The following is a 19,451-nucleotide window of genomic DNA, read 5'->3' on the forward strand; positions in this document are numbered from 1 at the left end:
GCCCTTCAGGCGGACGCTTGCGCCTCCATCTGTGCGAGCAGTTGTTCGATCGAGCCGCTCATCTCGGTGCCCGTGGCGACCAGCTTGTCGAGGCAGCGCCGCAGCACGGCCAGTTCGTCGCGGGTGATGCGGCTCAGGAGCTTGCGCTCCATGAACCGCCCGATGGGCTCGGCGCACAGCACCACCGCCTCGCCCTTGTCGGTCAGCTCCAGGCTGATGTGGCGGGCGTCACGCGCGCCGACCGCGCGCGTCACCCAGCCGCGCGCGACCAGCGTCGAAATCGCCTTGGACGCAAGCGTCTTTTCCAGCGAGGCGAGCTCGATCAGGCGCGTCAGCGTGAGACCGGGCTCGGAGCCGATGAAGCGCAGCAGCCGCAGGTCGCGCAAGGAGGCCCCGCACTCCTGCTCGTAGGCGCGCGACGCCGCGTCCTTGGCGATGTTGTTCACCAGGTCGAGCGTCAGCGTGAGGTAGTCCAGCTTGACGTCCAGGGGTTCGCGCATGGGAAAGGTTGCCGAACTCAATAGTTGCTTGTTTCAACTGTCAGTCTGCCGGGCGTGGTTTCCAGCGTCACTCGGGACAAACCCGGGCCGCCTTGCCGCCATGGTCCGGCTCGCGGGCAGGCTATCGACGCGTTCGGTCGGTGCTGCTGCCGGCACCACGCCGATGGGGAGTCGTCCCGGGCGACTGCCATTGACGTGAGTCAACCATGGCCGGCCTTCGGCCGCGCATCCTTGCCGCACCGAGGTCCACCGCATGCCCACCCCATCCTTCCTGAACATCATCCGCTCGGAACACGCGGCCGTTGCCGCCATGCTGCGCTCGCTGTCGCTGCTGGTCGCCCGGGGTCCGCAGGAGCCGGCGCACCGGTTCTTCGAGTCGGTGCGCGGCATGCTCTTCTACATCGACGAGTTCCCCGAGCGCCGGCACCACCCGACGGAATCGACGCTGCTGTTCCCGGCCCTGCTGCGCGTCGCGCCGGAGCTCAGGCCCGTGATCGAAGCGCTCGAGGTGGACCATGTGAGCGGCGAAGTGCGGGTGCGGCGGCTGCAGCACCTGCTCGCCGCCTGGGAGTTCCTGGGCGAGTCCAGGCGCAGCGAGTTCGCAACCGCACTGGACGAGTACATCCGCTTCTACCTGCAGCACATGCAGGTCGAGGAGCGGCAGCTGTTGCCGGTGGCGTTCGAGCGGCTGGGGCGCAGCGAGCAGGCCGCGCTCGATGCCGCCTTCGAGGCGGCGCGCGACCCGCTGGCCGGCGGCCGGCGCGAGGCGGCCTACGACGAGCTGTTCAGCCGCATCGTCATGCACGCACCGGCGCCGATCGGCGTGGGCGCGGACTGAGGGCCAACCCGGCAGCCGGGACCGGCTGACTGACTGGCAGCGACCGGCCGCCCCGCCTTCCTTGACCTGGATCAAACGTCGCGCAGTTCCCGGCTCTGCCCCATTGATAGTCCGACGCGTCGGTTTATATGATGCTCTCGCCCGCGCCAGTTGCGCGCCGGAAGGAGACCCATGAACGAAGCCATCGCCGAAGCGGCCGCCGTGCGCCGCGTGGACTGGGAGCACCTGATCCAGCAGGAACGGGTGCATGGATCGATGTACACCGACCCGCAGATCTTCCAGGAAGAGCTGCGCAAGATCTGGCGCCGCACCTGGGTCTACGTCGGGCACGTCAGCGAGGTGCCGGACCCGCACGACTTCGTGATGAAGTCGATCGGGCCGGATCCGATCCTGATGACGCGCGACAAGGACGGCCGGATCCACCTGCTGCACAACCGCTGCCCGCACCGCGGCAAGCAGGTCTGCGAGGAGCCGCGCGGCAATGCCCGCACGCTGACCTGCAGCTACCACGGCTGGAACTTCGGCATCGACGGCAAGCTGCGCGGCTACCCCTTCCCCTCCGGCTACGCCGAGGACAGGCGCAAGGACCTGGGCCTCGGCCGCGTGCCGCGCATCGGCATCTACAAGGGCTTCGTGTTCGGCTCGCTGGCGGCCGAGGGCCCCAGCCTGGAAGAGCACCTGGGCGGCGCCCGCGAGGCCATCGACGCCCTGTGCCGCACCTCGCCCGAAGGCGAAGTGGAGCTCACGGCCGGATTCCTGCAGCACAAGGTCATGGCCAACTGGAAGTTCGTGGTGGAGAACGAGACCGACGGCTACCACCCGTCGTTCACCCACGCCTCCATCTTCGAGGTGGCCGACAGCAAGATCGGCTCGCTCTACTCGGGCGAGTCCACCGCGCTCGCCCGCTACCTGGGCAACGGCCACAGCGAGGTCGACCTGCGTCCCGAGTTCCGCCGGCGCGACGTGCCGATGTCCTGGTTCGGCACCACCGCCGACAAGCTGCCCGACTACACGCGCCGGATGGAAGCGGCCTACGGGCCCGACAAGGCGCGCGAGATCATGATCGACGGCACGCCGCACATCATGATCTTCCCGAACCTGTTCATCGCGGAGATCCAGCTGTTCGTGATCCAGCCGCTGTCGGTCGATGAGACGGTGCAGCACGTGACGGCGCTGCAGTTCAAGGGCGCCCCCGACCTGAACCGGCGCATGCGCCAGCAGACCATGGGCTCGGTCGGCCCGGCCGGCTTCCTGCTGGCCGACGACGCCGAGATGTACGAGCGCTCGCACCTGGGGGTGCAGGAGCTCAACCCGGAGTGGGTCTTCCTGGGCCGCGGCACGCACCGCGAGCAGCGCGATGCCGACGGCTACGTCGTCGGCAACGTGACCGACGAGGTGCCTTCGCGCGGCATGTGGCAGTTCCACCGCTCGCTGATGGAGGCCAACTGATGGGCGCCGCCGACCACCTGATGACGACCGGTTTGGCCGAAGTCGTCCGCCACCACGAGATCAGCCAGTTCCTGTTCCGCGAAGCCCGCCTGCAGGACGAGCACCGCTACGAGGAGTGGGAGCGCCTGTGGACCGACGACGCCATTTACTGGGTGCCCGCCAACGGCGAAGGAGGTGACCCGGAGCAGGTGATGTCGATCATCTACGACAACCGCTCGCGCATCGGCGTGCGGGTGCGGCAGTTCCTGACCGGCAAGCGGTTCAGCCAGACGCCCACGTCGCGGCTGCGCCGCGTCATCGGCAACGTGGAAGTGCTCGGCGAAGACGGCGACGAGGTGCGCGTCGGGGCCAACATGCTGGTGTACGAGTCGCACCGGCGCGGGCAGGTCACCTGGGCGGCCCGCAACCAGTACCTGCTGCGCCGCACGCCCGATGGCTGGCGCATGGCCCGCAAGCAGGTGAACCTGGTCAACAACGACACCTCGCTGGTGACCCTGAGCTTCCTGATATAGGAAGCGTCCGGCCGGACCCGTCAGGGCCGGCCGGCTGCGCCGGGCGGACGCTCAGCCGCGGCCGCGGAACACCGGCGGGCGGCGCTCGGCGAAGGCGCGCACGCCTTCGCCGAAGGAGGGCTGGTCGATCAGCACCTCCTGGCGCTCGCGCTCCAGCGCGAGTTGCTGGTCCAGGTCGTTGCGCTCGCTCGCGGCGAACACCGCACGGGCTTCGACGATGGCCTGGGCCGGCAGCGCGGCCAGCCGGGTCGCCAGCGCGCGCGCCGCCGGCTGCAGCTCGGCGTCGTCGACGCACGACCAGATCAGGCCCCATTCGGCCGCTTTCTCCGCCGACAGCTTCTCGCCGGTCAGCGCCAGCCCGAGCGCACGGGCGCGGCCGACGGCGCGCGGCAGCACCCAGCTGGCGCCCATGTCCGGCACCAGCCCGAGCGCGGGCACGAAGGGCAGGTAGAAGTAGGCCGAGCGGGCCGCGACCACCATGTCGCCGGCCAGTGCCAGGCCTGCGCCACCGCCGGCGGCCACGCCGTTGATGGCGCACACCACCGGCACCGGCAGCGACCGCAGCCCGGCGATCATCGGGTTGCCGGTCGCCTCCATCATGCGGCCGACGTAGCGGCCCAGCGATTCGTCGCCGGGGGCGGCCGCGCGCCGGCCGAACTCGCCCAGGTCCGCGCCGACGCAGAAGCCCCGGCCCCGGGCCGTGAGCAGCAGCGCGCGGATCGAGGTGTCCTCGCGCACCCGCTGCAGGGCGGCCAGCACGCCCTCCTGCAGCTGCGGCGTCAGCGGGTTCAGGCGCTCCGGTTCATTGAGGGTCAGGGTGGCGATGCCGTCCTGGACGTCGAAGAGGGTGGCGTGGGTCATGCGGCATTCTCCCTGGCGACATCGGCGAAGTAGGTGCGCACCACCTGGCCATCCAGCCGCAGGGCGTGGCAGCCGCCCAGCGGCGAGGTGCGGCGGGCGCTGCCGGGTGCGTCGGCGCCCTCGAAATTGCCGTTGGCCCACAGCACCTGGAAGGCGGTGCTGGCCAGCGCCGGCAGCAATTCGGTCATGTGGGTGCAGCCGGCGGTGCCGCGGAACAGCTGCTTGACCTGCTGGGTGAAGCCGGGCTCGATGCACAGCCCGACCAGCTGGCGGTAGGCGGCCTCGACCTGCTGGCAGTCCGGGTACGGCGTTTCCTCGCTGAAGGCGCGCGCGTCCACGATCCGCCGCTCGCGGTCGATCGTCAGGCGCACCCGCATCTGGTGGATCGGCTCGCCGGCCGGCACGACCCGGTTGACCAGCTTCAGCGGCTCGGGCTTGGTGTCGATCAGCGTGCCTTCCAGGTCGATCAGGCCGTCGTCGCGCTCGAAGCCCTCGCAGTGGATTCGGCGCAGGTGCAGCGGGCGCCGGCCGGGCCGGCCCTCCTCCATCCGGCTCATGCGCCCTCCGCCAGGTGCACCACGCCGGCGTCGCGCAGGGCCTGGATGTCGGCGGCGCTGAAGCCGCATTGCGCCAGCAGCTGCGCCGTGTCGCGGCCTGGCACCGGCGCCTTCGGCGGCAGCGCCGTCGGCGTGCGATCGAAGCGCGGCGCCGGCGCCGGTTGCGTGACGCCTCCTTCGGTGACGAAGGTGCCGCGCGCCGCGTTGTGCGGATGCGCCGGCGCTTCCTCCATCGACAGCACCGGCGCGAAGCAGGCGTCCGTGCCTTCCAGCAGCCGGCACCATTCGTCGCGGCTGCGGCTGCGGAACACCTCGGCCAGCTTGGCGCGCAGCGCGGGCCACTCGCCGGCTTCCCACTGGCGCTGGAAGTGCGGATCGGCGATGCCGCAGAGCTCCAGCAGCTGGCGATAGAACTGGGGCTCGATCGCGCCGACCGACACGAAGCGCCCGTCGGCACAGGCGTAGGTCCCGTAGAAGTGGGCCGCGCCGTCCAGGAAGTTGCTCTCGCGCCGGTCCTGCCAGAAGCCCTTGGCCATCAGGCCGTATTGGGCGGCCATCAGCAGCGCCGCGCCGTCGGTCATGGCGGTGTCCACGACCTGGCCCTGGCCGGAGCGCTGCGCCTCGGCCCAGGCGGCCAGCACGCCCACCACCATCAGCATGCCGCCGCCGCCGTAGTCGCCGACCAGGTTGAGCGGCGGCGCCGGCGAGCGATCGGCAGGGCCCATCGCATGCAGCGCGCCGGACAGCGAGATGTAGTTGATGTCATGGCCGGCGGTGTGCGCCAGCGGGCCGTGCTGGCCCCAGCCCGTCATGCGGCCATAGACCAGGCGCGGGTTGCGCGCCTGGCATGGTTGCGGACCCAGGCCGAGCTTCTCGGCCACGCCCGGGCGGAAGCCCTCGACCAGGATGTCGGCCCGCTCGACCAGCCGCAGGACGGCCTCGACGCCGCGCGGGTCCTTCAGGTTCACGGACACCGAGCGCCGGCCGCGATCGACGATGCTGTCGTTGCGCATCAGGTCTTCCAGGCCGCCGCGCGAGGGCGGGCCGGGCAGGCGGTCGATGCGGATCACGGTGGCGCCCAGGTCGGCCAGCATCATGCAGGCGAAGGGACCGGGGCCGATGCCGGCGAGTTCGATGACGGTGAGGTGGGACAGCGGTCCTGGCATGGGTACTTTCGATGAGGGCGGCGGCGGGCGCGGGCGGGCGCGCTCACATGCGCTTGGCCACTTCCTCCAGCATCACCTCGGTGGCGCCGCCGCCGATGGTGAGGATGCGGGCATCGCGCGCCATTCGCTCGACCGGCGTGCCGATGATGAAGCCGGTGCCGCCGTGCAGCTGCAGGCAGGTGTGCACCACCTCCTGCAGGGTCTCGGCGGCGAAGGCCTTGAGCATGGAGACCTCGCGCACGGTGTCCTTGCCCTCGTCGATCATCTGGGCGCACTGGTAGGTCAGCGCGCGCACCGCGGCCGCCTTTGACGCCATCCAGGCGATCTTGTTGCGCACCACCTGCTGGTCCCACAGCGTCTTGCCGAAGGCCTGGCGCTGGCGCACGTAGTCCACCGTGAGCTCGATCGCGCGGGCGCAAGTGCCCGACGAGAGCGCGCCCACCACCAGGCGCTCGTTCTGGAAGGTGCTGACGATGTAGTAGAAGCCCTTGCCCTCCTCGCCCAGCAGCGCGTCGGCCGGCAGCCGCAGGTCGTCGAAGAACAGCTCCGCCGTGTCCGACGAACGCCAGCCGTGCTTCTCGAACTTGCGGGTGATCTTCAGGCCGGGGTTGTCCTTGTCGACGATGAACAGCGAGATGCCGCGGCTGCCCTTGGCTTCGGGATCGGTGCGCGCGGCCACGATGTAGATGTCGCCGTAGATGCCGTTGGTGATGAAGGTCTTGGAGCCGTTGATCACCCAGCTGCCGTCGGCGGCCCGCACGGCGCGCGTGCGCAGCCCGGCGACGTCCGACCCGGCGCCCGGCTCGGTCACGCAGACCGCCCCCACCTTCTCGCCGGCACAGGCGGCCGGCAGGTACTTCTGCTTCTGCTCGTGCGTGCCGCGGTGGGCGATGTGGCTGATCGACATGTCGCTGTGCACGGTCAGGGCGGAGGCGACGCCGCCGTAGCCGGAGCGGGCCAGTTCCTCGCCGAGCACGACCGAAGCCAGCGACCCCATGCCGCCGCCGCCGTACTCCACCGGATGCCGCATGCCGAGGAACCCGAGGCCGCCCAGCTCGCGGAACAGCTCGCGCGGGATCTCGCCCGATTCTTCCCAGGCGTCGGCGTGGGGCACGATGCGCTCCCGCACGAAGCGGCGCACCTGCTCGCGCACCATGCGCAGGTCCTCGTCGAGGAAGTCGGGTTCCAGGAATTCGAATTCAGTCATGTCGATGGGAGTTGATGCGGCGCAATCGGCCGTCCGGTATCGCCATTTATAGTCCGGCGTGTCGGTTTATTTTATGGGCGGGCGGCGGGCTGGCGCAAGATGGGTGCTTGTTACACTTCCGCCGCCCTGCAGGAGGAGTGCATGCCACGCGTACGTTCGGACGACTACGAAGCGAAGAGCCAGGCGATCATGGATTGCGCGGCGGCACTGTTCGCCAAGGAGGGCTACCCCACGGCCAAGATGCAGGACGTGGCCAAGGCCTGCGGCGCGACCAAGTCGATGCTGTACCACTACTTCCCGACCAAGGACGACCTGCTGTTCGCGATGCTGCAGGAGCACCTGCAGCGGGTGATCCAGGGGGTGGACGAGGCGATCGGGGCCGGCGGCACGCCGCGCGAGCGGCTGCAGCTGCTGGTGGAGGCCTACACCCAGAAATCCACCCAGTCCCGGCGCCGCCACGTGGTGGCGATGAACGACGTGAAGTTCCTGCCCAAGGCCATGCAGGCGCCGCTGATCGAGCTGCAGCGGCAGCTGACCGACCGGGTGGCCCAGCTGCTGCGCGAGCTCAACCCCGCGCTGCCCGACGAGGTCTACAAGCCCTACACCATGATGCTGGTCGGGATGCTGAACTGGGCCGACTTCTGGTACCGGCCCTCCGGCGCCGTCAAGCCCCAGGAACTGTGCGACCGGATGTCGCGCCTGTTCCTGAAGGGCTTCCTGGCCGAGAAGGGCTGAAGCGGGCGGGGCGGGCCCCGCCCGACCCGTCACTTCACCAGCTTGTAGCTGACCGACGCGGGGTCCGCCTTCATCAGGAACAGCTTGGGCGCGGCCAGGTGGTCGTTCGCGCTGAAGCTCACCGGCGTCATCGCGCCGGTCTCGAGGTTCTTCAGCTTTTCCAGCTCGGCGATCGTGCAGGCCGCGGTGAGCGCCTTGCCGCACTTGTCCATGGCCGCGAACAGCGCCCGCGCCGCCGAGTAGCCGGTGAACGTGTAGCGGTTCACCTTGCCGCGCTCCTCGGGCGACAGGTGCTTGTCCAGCTTGGCCATGAAGTCCTTGGCCTCGGGCGAGGTCTCCAGGTACACGTAGTCCACCGTGTAGACGTTCTCGCCGGCCGTACCCATCATCTTGGCGCTGGCAGGCACGCGCGACACATAGGTCACGCCCACCGGGATCTTGTGGCCGATGCGCTCCAGCTCCTTGACCATGGTGACGTTCTCGCCGAGCACGCCGCCCGCCATCAGCGCCTCGGCGCCGGACTGCTTGACCTTCAGGATCTCGGACGAGAAATCCGACTGGCCTTTCTTGAAGACCTGGCTGGAGACGACCTGCAGCTTCTTTTCCTTGGCGGCGCGCTCGAAGCCGTCGCGCACGTTCTGGCCGTAGTCGTCGTCCTGCGAGATCACCGCCCACTTCTTGCCGGGGTAGCGGTCGGCCATCTGGACGATCATCTCGTAGACGGCTTCGCGCATGTCGTAGCCGACCGCGAACACGTTCTTGATGGTCGGCTTGTACAGGCCCTCGTAGGTGGTGATCGGCGCCATCGCCGGCAGGCCGGACTGCCTGATCAGCTGCATCGCGGCCTGCGCCTGCGCGGTGCCGGAGATCGAGGTGAAGGCGAAGATCTTGTCGCTGTTGACCAGCTTGCGCACGCCCTGGATGGTGCGCGAGGGCACGTAGCCGTCGTCCTCGGAGATCAGGCGCAGCTTGCGGCCGTTGATGCCGCCGGCGGCATTGGCCTCGGCCACCGCCGCCTTCACGCCGACGTTGTGGGCCACGCCCAGCAGGGCGGGCGGGCCGGTCAGCGGCAGGATGTCGCCGATCACGATCTCGGTGTCGGTCACGCCCTGCTGCGCGGCAGCCGGCAGGGATGCGCCCAGGGCCAGCAGGCCGAGGGCGACAGCGGTGAGTCTGAGGTTCATGCAATGTCTCCTTTGGAGGAAATGGCCAAAGCCAACGTTGGAAAAACGGACGGGTTCAGTAACGCAGCGGCCAGAACACCCAGGCGTGCCGGACGTCGTGCCAGATGCCGCGCAGGCCGCGCGGGTCGAAGCGCAGGAAGGCGATGATCGCCACCCCGTACAGGATGGTCTTGACCTCGTGGGCGGCGGTCGTCAGGGTGTCGGCCCAGCGTCCGCCCACCATCGACATCAGGGTGGCGAACAGCTCGGGCATGGTGACGATGAACACGGTGCCGAATACCGCGCCCAGCACCGAGCCGATGCCGCCGACGATGATGATGGCGAGCGCCTCGATGCTCAGCAGGAAGGGGTAGCCTTCCACCGAGACGATGCTCATGTAGATGCCCATCAGCGCACCGGCGACGCCGGTCAGGGCGGCGCTGACCAGGAAGGCGAGCAGCTTGTAGCGCACCAGGCTGATGCCCATGGTGCGCGCCGCGATGTCGTTGTCGCGGATGGCGATCAGGGCGCGGCCGATGTAGGTGCGGCGCAGGTTGAGCGCCACCAGCACCGCCAGCACGCACATGGCCAGGCAGAACCAGTAGAAGGCGCGGTCGCTCGACAGGTCCATGCCGAACATCACCGGCCGCTCCACCATGATGCCGCTGCCGGCGCCGGTGAACTGGCCGCCGCCCAGGATGCCGGCGCTCACGATGTGCGCGAAGGCCAGCGTGGTGATCGCCAGGTACAGGCCGTGCAGCCGCAGCGAGGGAATGCCGACGACCAGCCCGAACAGGGCCGGCACCACCGCCGACATCAGCAGCGCCAGCTCGGGCGGCAGGCCGAACCGGGTGACCCCGATCGCATAGGCATAGCCGCCCAGCATCAGGAAGCCCACGTGCCCGAGCGAGATGAGCCCGGTAAAGCCGGTGAGCACCATCAGCCCCAGCGCCCCCACCAGCGTGAACAGGATGATGGTGACGTGCGACAGCAGGTAGCTGCTGAGCACCAGTGGCGCCACCACCAGGGCGGCCAGCAGTGCCGCCGTCCAGCCCTTGACGGCCGGCGAGTCGGTCAGGCCGACCAGTTCGCCATAGCCTTGCTTGAAATACCCGCTTCGCATCAGACCCTCTCGATCCGTTTTTCACCGAACAGCCCGAAGGGCCGGACCATCAGCACCACCAGGATCAGCACGAACCCGGCGATCTCCTTGAGCGTGCTGGGCAGGTAGCCGCCGACGAGGTTCTCCAGCACGCCGATGATCAGGCCGCTGGCCGCCGAGCCGAGCACTGAGTCGAAGCCGCCCAGCACGGTGGCCGGGAAGGCCTTCAGCCCGATCTCGAAGATGGTGGGCGCCAGCCCGTAGATGACGGCGAAGAAGGCGCCCGCCAGACCGGCCAGGCCGGAGGCTGCCGCCCAAGCCACCGCCTGCACGCGCGCCGTGGAGATCCCCATCAGCCGGGCCGTCTTCTCGTCCGCCGCGACGGCCCGCATGGCCACGCCGAAGCGGCTGTGCTGCAGGAAGAACCAGAAACCGGCGATCGCGAGCAGCAGCACGGCGATCACCGTCAACTGGCTGGCCCGCACGCCGATGCCGCCGATCTGCAGGATGGTGTCGGCGCCGCCGATGGCGAACTTGTGCGGCGCCGCGCCCCAGATCATGGTCACCAGCGAGCGCAGCACGACGGCCAGGCCGACGGTGACCAGCACCACCGACAGCACCGGCTCGCCCAGCATCGGGCGCATGATCAGGCGCTCGCAGACCAGGCCCAGGATGGCGCCGGCGACCACCGCCACCAGCACCGTGGTCACCGCATCGGTGCCCAGCGTCGTGGCGATGGTCCAGGAGGTGTAGGCGGTCAGCATCCCCATCTCGCCCTGGGCGAAGTTGACGATGCCGGTGGCCTTGTAGATCACGGCGAAGCTCATGGCCACCAGGCCGTAGATGGCGCCGATGGCCAGCCCGGAGGCGACCAGTTCGATGAAGTAGCTCATGACGCGTTGCCGTAGATCAGTTCGAGCTCGCGCGCGAACTTCTTGTTGATGAGGCCGCGGCGCACCTTCTGCGTCGCCGTCAGCTCGCCGTCGTCGTGGTCCAGTTCCTTCTCGAGCAGGACGAACTTGCGCACGTTCTCGACCCGGGCGAAGCGCGAGTTCACTTCGTCGACCGCCTGCTGGATCAGCTGCCTGACCTCGTCCATCTGCGTCAGCGACTTGAAGGTCGTGTAGGGCAGGTTGCGGTCGGCGGCCCAGCGGCCGACCGTGTCGAAGTCGATCTGGATCAGCCCGCCCAGGAACTTCTTGCCCTCGCCCACCACGATCGCCTCGCGGATGTAGGGGCTGTCCTTGAGCGCGTTCTCGATCTCCGACGGCGCGATGTTCTTGCCGCCGGCGGTGATGATGATGGCCTTCTTGCGGTCGACCACCGCGATCTCGTCGCCGCCGCGCACTTCCACGATGTCGCCGGTGGCCAGCCAGCCGTCGGCGGCCAGGATGTCGGCGGTGCCCTTGTCGTCGAACAGGTAGCCGCGGAACACGCCGGGCGAGCGCACGAAGATCTCGCCGTCCTCGCCCAGCCGCCATTCGGTACCCGGCATCGCCGGGCCGCAGCTGCCGGCGATGAACGGGCGCCCCGGCACCTGCACGAAGCCGAGCCCGCCCGCTTCGGTCAGGCCGTAGCCCTGGCCGACCGGCACGCCGATGATGTCGAAGAACTTCAGCGTCTCGGGTGACACCGAGGCGCCGCCGCACATGCGCGTGTGGGTGCGGTTCAGCCCCATGTGGCGCTGCATGTTGCGGAATAGCAGCAGCCACCAGAAGGCGAACTCGACCCGGTCCTGCCAGCGCACCAGCCGCCCGTGCTCGGCGCGGCGGTCCGACAGCACGCGGCCGCGCTTCATGCCGGCGCGGTAGATCGCGCGCTGCACGCGGCCGCTGTCCTTCATGCGGAACTCGAAGCCCTGCTGCAGCTTCTCCCAGATCCGCGGCACGCCCAGGAAGAAGGTGGGCGCGATCTCCCGGATGTTGGTGGCCACCGTGTCGATCGACTCGGCGAAGTTGACGATGCCGCCGGTCAGCAGGTGCAGCACCGTCGAATAGCCGCGCTCGGCCACGTGGCACAGCGGCAGGTAGCACACCGACTCGAAGCGCCGGCCGACCATGCCGCGGCTGACGGCATAGGCGTACGCGCCGTAGACGAAGTTGCGGTGCGTCAGCATCGCGCCCTTCGGCGGCCCCGTGGTGCCGGAGGTGTAGACGAGGATGTTGGTGTCGTCCGGCACCAGGCTGTCGATGCTGTCGTCGAGCCGGCGCACGGCCTGCGGATCCTCGGCCGCCAGCCGGTCGCCCAGCTCCAGCAGGTGCTCGAAGGCATGGGGGCGCCCCGGCTCGTAGCGGCGCAAGCCCTTCATGTCCACGCAGAAGATGTGTTCCAGGTGCGGCAAGCCATTCCCGTTGGCCATGGCGTCGAGCACCTTGTCGGTCTGCTCCTGGTCGCCGGTGATCGCGACCTTGGCCTGGCAGTGGCCGGCGATGTACTGGACCTCGGGCCAGGGGTTGGTCGGGTAGATGCCGACCACCTGCACGCCGATCATCTGCGCGCCCAGGTCGGCGTAGAACCACTCGGGCACGTCCTCCGAGGCGATGATCAGGCGGTCGCCGCGCTGCAGGCCCAGGCTCATGAGCCCGAGCGCCGCGCGCCGGGCCGACTGGTAGTAGTCGTTCCAGCTGCGGCCGCGCCAGACGCCCTGCACCTTCTCGCGCAGCGCCACCTGGCCGCCGCGCTCCTGGGCGCGCAGGCGCAGCAGCCCGGGCAGCGTGGCGTCGCCGATGATCAGGCGATCGTGGTCAAGCATGGCCGCCCTCCTCGCCCAGGTAGGCCGCCAGCACGGCCGGGTTGGCCGCCACTTCGGCGGGCGTGCCCTCGGCGATCAGGCAGCCGAAGTCCAGCACATAGACACGGTCCGACAGGTCCATCACCACTTGCATGTCGTGTTCGATCATCAGCACCGCGATCCCGAACTCGTCGCGGATGTCCAGGGTGAAGCGGGCGATGTCCTCCTTCTCCTCGCGGTTCATGCCCGCGACGATCTCGTCGAGCAGCAGCAGGCTGGGCTCGCAGGCCAGCGCCCGCCCCAGCTCCACCCGCTTTTGCTGGCCGTAGGCCAGCTGGCTGACCGGCTTGTCGCGCAGCTCCTCGATCTCGAGGAACTCGATGATCTGCTCGACCTTCTCGCGCGCGGCGATCTCCTCGCGCCGCGGGCGGCCCCAGAACGCGAGCGACTCCAGCACCGAATACCGGAAGTGGATGTGCCGGCCCACCAGCAGGTTCTCCACCACCGTGCCATGGCGGAACAGCGCCAGGTTCTGGAAGGTGCGGCCGATGCCCAGGCGGGCGAACTGCGAGGACTTCAGCCGCGCGGTGTCCTGGCCCTGGAACAGGATCTGGCCTTCGGACGGCGGCAGCACGCCGCTCACCAGGTTGAAGGTGGTGGTCTTGCCGGCGCCGTTGGGTCCGATCAGGCTGACGATCTCGCCCGGCATGACCTTCAGGCTCACGTCATTGACGGCCTTGACGCCGCCGAAGCGCTTGGAGATGCGGCGCGCCTCCAGCACGGGCACCGGCTGGCCGGCGGCACTGGCGGCGGGGTGGCTGGCGGCGCCGGGCGCCGGGTGCTGCTGCGGCGAAGCCGCCGCCCGCTGGGCGTCGAGCACGGGAGGGGTGGTCGCCAGGCTCATGACAGCCACCTCTTGCGGCGCTTGTAATGCTTCACGTCTTTCATGTTGGTGCGCCCCTGCTGGGAGCTCAGGCCCAGATAGAACTCGCGCACGTCGGCGTTGCGGCGCAGCTGCTCGCTGGTGCCGTCCAGCACCACGCGGCCGTTCTCCATGATGTAGGCGTAGTCGGCAATGGCCAGCGCGCGGCTGGCGTTCTGTTCGACCAGCAGGATGGTCAGCCCGGTGGTGTCGCGCAGCTTCTGGATGGTGCGGAAGATCTCGGTGACGATCAGCGGCGCCAGCCCCAGCGAAGGTTCGTCCAGTGCCAGGATCTTCGGCTGGCTCATGAGCGCGCGGCCGATGGCCACCATCTGCTGCTCGCCGCCCGACAGGTAGCCGGCGGTGGTCTGGCGCAGGTCCTTCAGCCGCGGGAACAGCGCGAACACCTGTTCGCGCGCCCGCGCCAGGCTGGCGGCGTCGCGCAGGTGGGCACCGGTGATCAGGTTCTCTTCCACCGTCAGCGTCTGGAACAGACGCCGGCCCTCGGGCACCTGGACCATGCCCTCGCGCACGATCGCCGGCGCGGGCGCCTTCTCCACGGCACGGCCGTTGAGCAGGATCGTGCCCTTCTCGATCTCGCCGTCCTCGGCATCGAGGACGCCGGAAACGGCCTTGAGCACGGTGGACTTGCCGGCGCCGTTGGAGCCGAGCAGCGCCACGATCTGCCCGGGCCGCACCTCGAGCGAGACGTCGCGTACGGCCTCGATGGCACCACCGTACACGACCTGGATGTTGTGGATCGCCAGCGCCGGGGGCGGCGCGGCGCTTGCCGTTGTCGTTGAAGTCATGGGTTCTGGGAGCGCTGCGCGGCCCGGGCGTTGCAGCCGGCTGGCAGCCATTTTTAGTCCGTCGCGTCGGTCTTTGATTAATGTCAAATTATGGAGTTGCGACAACCGGCACTTCTCGGGGATTTCCCGTAACAGCCGCGTCGTCAGCCTGCGTCAGCAACTCCTTGAGCGGCACCGACTCGTCGCCCAGCCGCCCGACATCCGCCCGGCAGGGTTGCGCCAGCAGGCGCTTGGCCAGCATGAAGTCCGCCGGGCGGTTGACGGCATCGATCGCCAGCAGCCGCTCGCCGGCAAGGTAGAACGCGCTGAACGAGCGCGCGGCCGGATCACCGCGCAGCACGCAGCGGTCGTGCCCTTGCGAAAGCCCGGCCATCTGCAGCTTGAGCTCGTACTGGTCGGACCAGAACCAGGGCACGGCGCGGTTCGGCTTGGGCTTGCCACCCAGCCAGGAGGCAGCGGCGCGCGCCTGCTCCAGGGCGTTGGGCACCGACTCGATCCGCAGCTGCCGGGCGTAGATGGCGCTGAACTGCAGCGTGCAGTCGCCCGCTGCGAGGATGGCCGGGTCCCGGGTGCGCGACAGCTCGTCGACCGGAATGCCCTCGGCCTCCGCCAATCCTGCGGCGCGGGCGGCTTCGACGTTGACCAGCATGCCGAGGCCGGCCACCACCAGGTCGGACGGAATGCGCTCACCGTCGCTGCAGCGCAGGGCCTGGATCCGGCCGCCCTCGACCTCGACGCTTTCCAGCTGGACGCCGGTGCGCAGGTCGACCCCCTCGCTGCGGTGCACGTCCTGGTAGAAGCGCGACACCTGCTCGCCGGCCACCCGGGCCAGCACGCGCGGCTGCGCCTCCAGCAGCGTGACGCGGGCGCCGAGGCGGCGCGCCGAGGCCGCAACCTCCAGCCCCACGTAGCCGCCGCCGATCACCACCAGGCGCACGCCCGGGACCAGCTGGGCGCGGATGGCTTCGGCATCGGCCATGGTGCGCAGGTAATGCAGGTTGGCGCACGGCTGGTCCGGTTCCAGCCCCGGACAGGCCAGCGGGCGCGGGCGTCCGCCCGTGCACAGCGCGAGCTGGTCGTAGTCGAGCCGGCTGCCATCGTCCAGCTCGATGCGGCGCCCGGCGCGGTCGATCGCCTCCATCCGGACGCCGGTGCGCAAGCTCACCCTTGCACTCTCGTAGGCCGTCCGCGGCCGCAGCAGCAGGCCCTCGGCGTCGACCTTGCCGGCCAGCCAGGCCTTGGACAGCGGCGGCCGCTGGTACGGAAGCGCGTCCTCGGCGCCCAGCAGCGTGATGCCGCCGGCCCAGCCGGCCTGCCGCGCGGCCACGGCCAGCTCGCTGCCCGCATGGCCCGCGCCCACGATCACCAGTTGCTTGCCTTCAGTCTCCATGCTTACCCTGATGGGCGGACCATCCACCCGTTATATAGTCCGACAGGTCGGACTAACTATAAGGCCGATTGCGCAGTGGCGCAACACGGACGAAGGGCAGGAACAAGAAGGAGTGACATGACACGCGTAAGGGCCGACGACTACGAGGCCAAGAAGAAGGCCATCCTCGACAAGGCCGCGGCGCTGATCGCGCGCAAGGGCTTCGACCAGGCGACCATGCTGGACGTCGCCAACGCCTGCGGCGCCTCCAAGTCGCACATCTACCACTACTTCCCGAGCAAGGAAGACCTGCTGTACGCCATCGTGCACGACCACATCACGCGGCAGGCCGCCGAGCTGGTGCGGATCGTGCAGACCCCGCAGCCCGCCGAGGATCGCTTCAACCAGTTCATCGAGAGCTTCGTGCGCGGCGCCGCGCGCGAGCGCGACGAGCACATCATCCTGATGAACGACCTGAAGTACCTGCAGCGCGCCCAGCTGCGCGAGATCCGGGCGCTCGAAGTGCGCATGACCGAGTTGCTGGAGGGCCTGCTGTCCGAGCTGAACCCCGAGCTCATGCAGGCCCAGCGGGTGCGCAAGCCCTACGCCCTGCTGCTGTACGGGATGATGATCTGGACCTTCAGCTGGTACCGCCGCACGGGCGACATCGGCCCGCAGGAGCTGGCCGAGCGCATCGCCCACCTGTTCGTGCACGGGTTCAAGGCGCCGCCGCTGCAGCTGGCAGCCGGGACACCGGCGAAAGCGGTCCGCTCGCGGACCTAGGGGCCTTCGCGCCGATCGTCGGGACCGCCGCCGGTGCGGCGGCAGCCCCGCCGCTTCAGTTCACCGACCGCTTTTTGCCCTTCCAGTAGGGGTCGCGCAGCACGTTCTTCAGGACCTTGCCGGCGCCCGACAGCGGCAGCGCGTCCACGAACGCGACCTGGCGCGGGCACTTGTAGTTGGCGATCAGCTTGTGGCAGTGGGCGATGATCTCCTCGGCCGTCGCGGTCTTGCCGTCCTTCAGAGCCACCACCGCCAGCACCGCCTCGCCCCACTTCTCGTCCGGCACGCCGATCACGGCGCACTCGCGCACCGACGGGTGCGCATGGACCGCGTTCTCGACTTCCTTGGAGTAGATGTTCTCGCCGCCGCTGATGATCATGTCCTTGACGCGGTCGACGATGTAGATGAAGCCGTCCTCGTCCATCCAGGCGCCGTCGCCGGTGTGCATCCAGCCGTTGCGGATGGCCGCCGCCGTGGCCTCGGGCTTCTTCCAGTAGCCCAGCATCACCTGGGCACCGCGCACCGCGATCTCGCCCGGGGTGCCGCGCGGCACTTCCCGGCCTTCCTCATCCACGATGCGCACGTCCACGCCGTACGAGGCGCGACCGGCCGCCTGCCGCTTGGCCTTGCCGTGCTCGCCGTCGAAGTGGTAGCGCCAGGGCAGGCTGACCGTCAGCGCCGCCGTCTCGGTCATGCCGTAGCCCTGGATGAACTCCCACGTCGGCAGCTTCTCGATGGCAGCGGCCAGCACCGCATCGGGCATCGGCGAGGCGCCGTACTCGCAGTAGCGCACGCTGGTCAGGTCGTACTTGTCGAAGTCCGGATGGTTCAACATCATGTTGATCATCGTCGGCACGAACAGCACGTAGTTGATCCGGTGCTTCTGGATCGCCTCGAACGCCAGCACGGCATCGAACTTGGGCAGGCACACGTGGGTGCCGCCGGCCAGCGTCAGGGCGAAGGCCGGGGACGAACCGGCCAGGTGGAACAGCCCGGCCGAATGTAGGTACACCGTCTGGTCCGAGAAGTGCAGCGTCGCGATCCAGTTGATCGAGGCGGTGATGAAGTTGGTGTGCGACAGCATCACGCCCTTCGGGTCGCCCGTGGTGCCCCCCGTGTAGCAGATGCCGCACAGCTCGTCGTTGCGGCCGCATTCGTCGGGCATCGGCTTGCTGCCAGCGATCAGCGCCTCGTAGGCGTGCATGCCCGGCGGCGTCGGCGCGTCGCCCATGTGGACGACGTGCGCCATCGGGTGGCCGGCCAGCAGTTCCGCGCCCTGCGGCGCGAACGCGTCGTCCAGCAGCAGGCCCGAGCACTCGGCATCGCGCAGGCTGTAGAGGTTCTCGGGCACCGCCCAGCGGGTGTTCAGCGGCACCAGCACCAGGTTGGCCCAGGCGGCGGCGAAGAACAGCTCGATGTAGTTGTCGCTGTTGAAAGCCAGCACGGCCAGCCGGTCGCCGGGCTTGAGCCCCAGCCCGCGCAGGCCGGCGGCCAGGCGCGGCACCCGCTCGCCGACTTCCTTCCAGCTGCGCTTGCGGTCCTTGTAGATCGTGGCGGTGGACGTGGCGCGGGTCTGCACCGCCCGCGTGAGTGCCTGTGTCAGTTGCATGTCGTCCTCGTTGTGGCCGGGCTCACAGGGCCGCGTGCTTCTGCGGACCCGGGTACCTGGGGTAGCCCGCCGCCACGCCGTACTCGCTGATGCCGATGCCGCTTTCGCCATCGATCTGCACCCGCAGCACGTGGTCGCCCAGCGTGCGGGCGCGCTCGCGCGTGACCGGGTCGTCCAGGTCCCAGGCGTCGAACGCCTCGGCATAGGCGCCGCGGTCGTCGCCATGGTTCCAGCCGTCCCAGCCGCCGTAGAGCCCGCCCTTGAGGTAGTAGCGCGCCGGCAGTGCCTCCAGCCGGACCAGCCGCGGCGAACCTTCTTCGAACGACAGCTGGAACTCCGCCGACGCGATGGTCTGCCCCAGCGGATCGTCGGCCCAGGTGATCTCGTGCTCGAAGCCGGTGATCTCGCGCTTGTGCACGCTGCCGTCCGGCCGGCGCTGGAACTCGGCACCCGACAGGTAGTACGGCTTGCCGGGCTCGCGCTCCTTCATGAAGACCGACACGCCAAGGTTCTGGGTCTGCAGCATCGACCAGGTCCAGAAGAAGTTGCGGTGCGTCTGCATCGGCGGCCTGGCCCAGTCGGTGCGCATCTCGGAGCGGATGCCCCAGGAGCGGTCGCGCTGGCCCCACCAGGTCGACGGCTCGAGCGTGTGGCGCTCGCCGGCGACTTCGATCCAGCCGTGCCAGCGCCCGAACTGCGCGACCCGTGCCAGGTCCTCTTCCAGTTCGCCGTTGCGCTCGCGCCGGCTCTGCTTTTCCTGCGCGGCCGGGAAGCACGCCTCGAACGTGAGGTCGAAGGCGATGCCGGATCCGTTGTCCTGCAGCACCAGGCGGTGGGTCGCATGGCCCTTGACCACCTCCAGCCGCAACGGGCCGACCGTGGTCTCCAGCGGGTTGCCGGCCAGGCGGCGCGAGGCGCGGAAGTTGTGCTGCGTGCGGCCGATGGTGACGCCGGCGAACGCGTCCATCACGCCCCGGTTGGGGTAGTAGCCGAAGCCGACGTCGATCAGGAACGCACGGCCGTCCAGCGGATGGGCGGTGTACCAGTAGCGCTCGGTGAAGCGCGGGTCGCCGTTGCCGGCGACGGCGAAGGTGCCCGGCGTCTGGTGGCCGAGCAGGTCGTCTTGGGGAGTCAGCAT

19 protein-coding genes are annotated in these 19,451 nt (G+C 69.4%); 5 read left to right on the plus strand and 14 right to left on the minus strand.

The features are described 5' to 3' along the window. Positions 1-5: 5 nt before the first annotated feature. On the minus strand, positions 6-500 hold the full coding sequence (locus tag PE066_RS05715) for a MarR family winged helix-turn-helix transcriptional regulator (protein ID WP_271235595.1): 495 nt from the start codon (positions 498-500) through the stop codon (positions 6-8). Positions 501-753: 253 nt separating this feature from the next. On the opposite strand from PE066_RS05715, the gene PE066_RS05720 reads away from it, so the two are divergent. The 3 genes from PE066_RS05720 to PE066_RS05730 all read left to right on the plus strand — a co-directional run bounded on the left by PE066_RS05720 (position 754) and on the right by PE066_RS05730 (position 3,299). Further along, a complete protein-coding gene (locus PE066_RS05720; RefSeq protein WP_271235596.1) occupies positions 754-1,338 on the plus strand; it encodes a hemerythrin domain-containing protein in 585 nt (194 codons plus the stop codon). Positions 1,339-1,509: 171 nt separating this feature from the next. Continuing rightward, a complete protein-coding gene (locus PE066_RS05725; protein ID WP_271235597.1) occupies positions 1,510-2,787 on the plus strand; it encodes an aromatic ring-hydroxylating oxygenase subunit alpha in 1,278 nt (425 codons plus the stop codon). Next, positions 2,787-3,299, plus strand: coding sequence for an aromatic-ring-hydroxylating dioxygenase subunit beta (locus PE066_RS05730; RefSeq protein WP_271235598.1), 513 nt, complete (start codon positions 2,787-2,789; stop codon positions 3,297-3,299). The genes PE066_RS05725 and PE066_RS05730 overlap by 1 nt, the downstream gene beginning before the upstream one ends. Before the next feature lie 51 nt (positions 3,300-3,350). On the opposite strand, the gene PE066_RS05735 is transcribed toward PE066_RS05730, so the two are convergent. From PE066_RS05735 to PE066_RS05750, 4 genes are read right to left on the minus strand one after another with little or no spacing between them, the layout of a single operon-like run. Continuing rightward, positions 3,351-4,160: an enoyl-CoA hydratase-related protein gene (locus tag PE066_RS05735; protein ID WP_271235599.1), complete on the minus strand. Its 810-nt coding sequence runs from the start codon at positions 4,158-4,160 to the stop codon at positions 3,351-3,353. After that, positions 4,157-4,717 carry a DUF2889 domain-containing protein gene (locus tag PE066_RS05740; protein ID WP_271235600.1) on the minus strand — a complete coding sequence of 187 codons (561 nt, stop codon included), beginning with the start codon at positions 4,715-4,717 and terminating at the stop codon, positions 4,157-4,159. The genes PE066_RS05735 and PE066_RS05740 overlap by 4 nt, the downstream gene beginning before the upstream one ends. Continuing rightward, positions 4,714-5,883 carry a CaiB/BaiF CoA transferase family protein gene (locus PE066_RS05745; protein WP_271235601.1) on the minus strand — a complete coding sequence of 390 codons (1,170 nt, stop codon included), beginning with the start codon at positions 5,881-5,883 and terminating at the stop codon, positions 4,714-4,716. Before PE066_RS05745 ends, PE066_RS05740 begins: the two co-directional genes overlap by 4 nt. A 43-nt stretch (positions 5,884-5,926) precedes the next feature. Further along, positions 5,927-7,090: an acyl-CoA dehydrogenase family protein gene (locus tag PE066_RS05750; RefSeq protein ID WP_271235602.1), complete on the minus strand. Its 1,164-nt coding sequence runs from the start codon at positions 7,088-7,090 to the stop codon at positions 5,927-5,929. A gap of 141 nt (positions 7,091-7,231) precedes the next feature. Between PE066_RS05750 and PE066_RS05755 the strand changes: the two genes are divergently transcribed. Beyond that, a complete protein-coding gene (locus tag PE066_RS05755) occupies positions 7,232-7,825 on the plus strand; it encodes a TetR/AcrR family transcriptional regulator (protein ID WP_271235603.1) in 594 nt (197 codons plus the stop codon). A gap of 29 nt (positions 7,826-7,854) precedes the next feature. Here the strand turns inward: PE066_RS05755 and PE066_RS05760 are convergent, their stop codons facing one another. The 7 genes from PE066_RS05760 to PE066_RS05790 all read right to left on the minus strand — a co-directional run bounded on the left by PE066_RS05760 (position 7,855) and on the right by PE066_RS05790 (position 15,942). Continuing rightward, entirely contained in the window at positions 7,855-9,009 is a 1,155-nt protein-coding gene (locus PE066_RS05760; protein ID WP_271235604.1) for an ABC transporter substrate-binding protein, read from the minus strand. A gap of 55 nt (positions 9,010-9,064) precedes the next feature. Then, on the minus strand, positions 9,065-10,111 hold the full coding sequence (locus tag PE066_RS05765; protein ID WP_271235605.1) for a branched-chain amino acid ABC transporter permease: 1,047 nt from the start codon (positions 10,109-10,111) through the stop codon (positions 9,065-9,067). Next, complete coding sequence (locus PE066_RS05770; RefSeq protein WP_271235606.1) at positions 10,111-10,983, minus strand: branched-chain amino acid ABC transporter permease; 873 nt, start codon at positions 10,981-10,983, stop codon at positions 10,111-10,113. The genes PE066_RS05765 and PE066_RS05770 overlap by 1 nt, the downstream gene beginning before the upstream one ends. Further along, entirely contained in the window at positions 10,980-12,842 is a 1,863-nt protein-coding gene (locus PE066_RS05775) for an AMP-dependent synthetase/ligase (protein ID WP_271235607.1), read from the minus strand. The genes PE066_RS05770 and PE066_RS05775 overlap by 4 nt, the downstream gene beginning before the upstream one ends. Further along, on the minus strand, positions 12,835-13,725 hold the full coding sequence (locus PE066_RS05780; RefSeq protein WP_271235608.1) for an ABC transporter ATP-binding protein: 891 nt from the start codon (positions 13,723-13,725) through the stop codon (positions 12,835-12,837). Before PE066_RS05780 ends, PE066_RS05775 begins: the two co-directional genes overlap by 8 nt. Further along, positions 13,722-14,552, minus strand: a complete 831-nt coding sequence (locus PE066_RS05785; protein WP_271235609.1) for an ABC transporter ATP-binding protein — start codon at positions 14,550-14,552, stop codon at positions 13,722-13,724. Before PE066_RS05785 ends, PE066_RS05780 begins: the two co-directional genes overlap by 4 nt. 88 nt (positions 14,553-14,640) lie before the next feature. Beyond that, positions 14,641-15,942, minus strand: a complete 1,302-nt coding sequence (locus PE066_RS05790) for an NAD(P)/FAD-dependent oxidoreductase (protein WP_271235610.1) — start codon at positions 15,940-15,942, stop codon at positions 14,641-14,643. A 117-nt stretch (positions 15,943-16,059) separates the two neighbouring features. Between PE066_RS05790 and PE066_RS05795 the strand changes: the two genes are divergently transcribed. Then, positions 16,060-16,704, plus strand: a complete 645-nt coding sequence (locus PE066_RS05795; RefSeq protein WP_271235611.1) for a TetR/AcrR family transcriptional regulator — start codon at positions 16,060-16,062, stop codon at positions 16,702-16,704. 55 nt (positions 16,705-16,759) lie between these two features. Here PE066_RS05795 and PE066_RS05800 read toward each other — a convergent pair whose 3' ends face one another. Beyond that, the gene (locus PE066_RS05800; RefSeq protein ID WP_271235612.1) at positions 16,760-18,313 is read right to left on the minus strand and encodes an acyl-CoA synthetase; all 1,554 of its coding nucleotides are present in this window, start codon (positions 18,311-18,313) and stop codon (positions 16,760-16,762) included. A 22-nt stretch (positions 18,314-18,335) separates the two neighbouring features. Further along, positions 18,336-19,451, minus strand: coding sequence for a hypothetical protein (locus PE066_RS05805; RefSeq protein WP_271235613.1), 1,116 nt, complete (start codon positions 19,449-19,451; stop codon positions 18,336-18,338).

This window comes from Ramlibacter tataouinensis (genome assembly GCF_027941915.1).
GTDB classification, from domain to species: Bacteria; Pseudomonadota; Gammaproteobacteria; order Burkholderiales; family Burkholderiaceae_C; genus Ramlibacter; species Ramlibacter tataouinensis_C.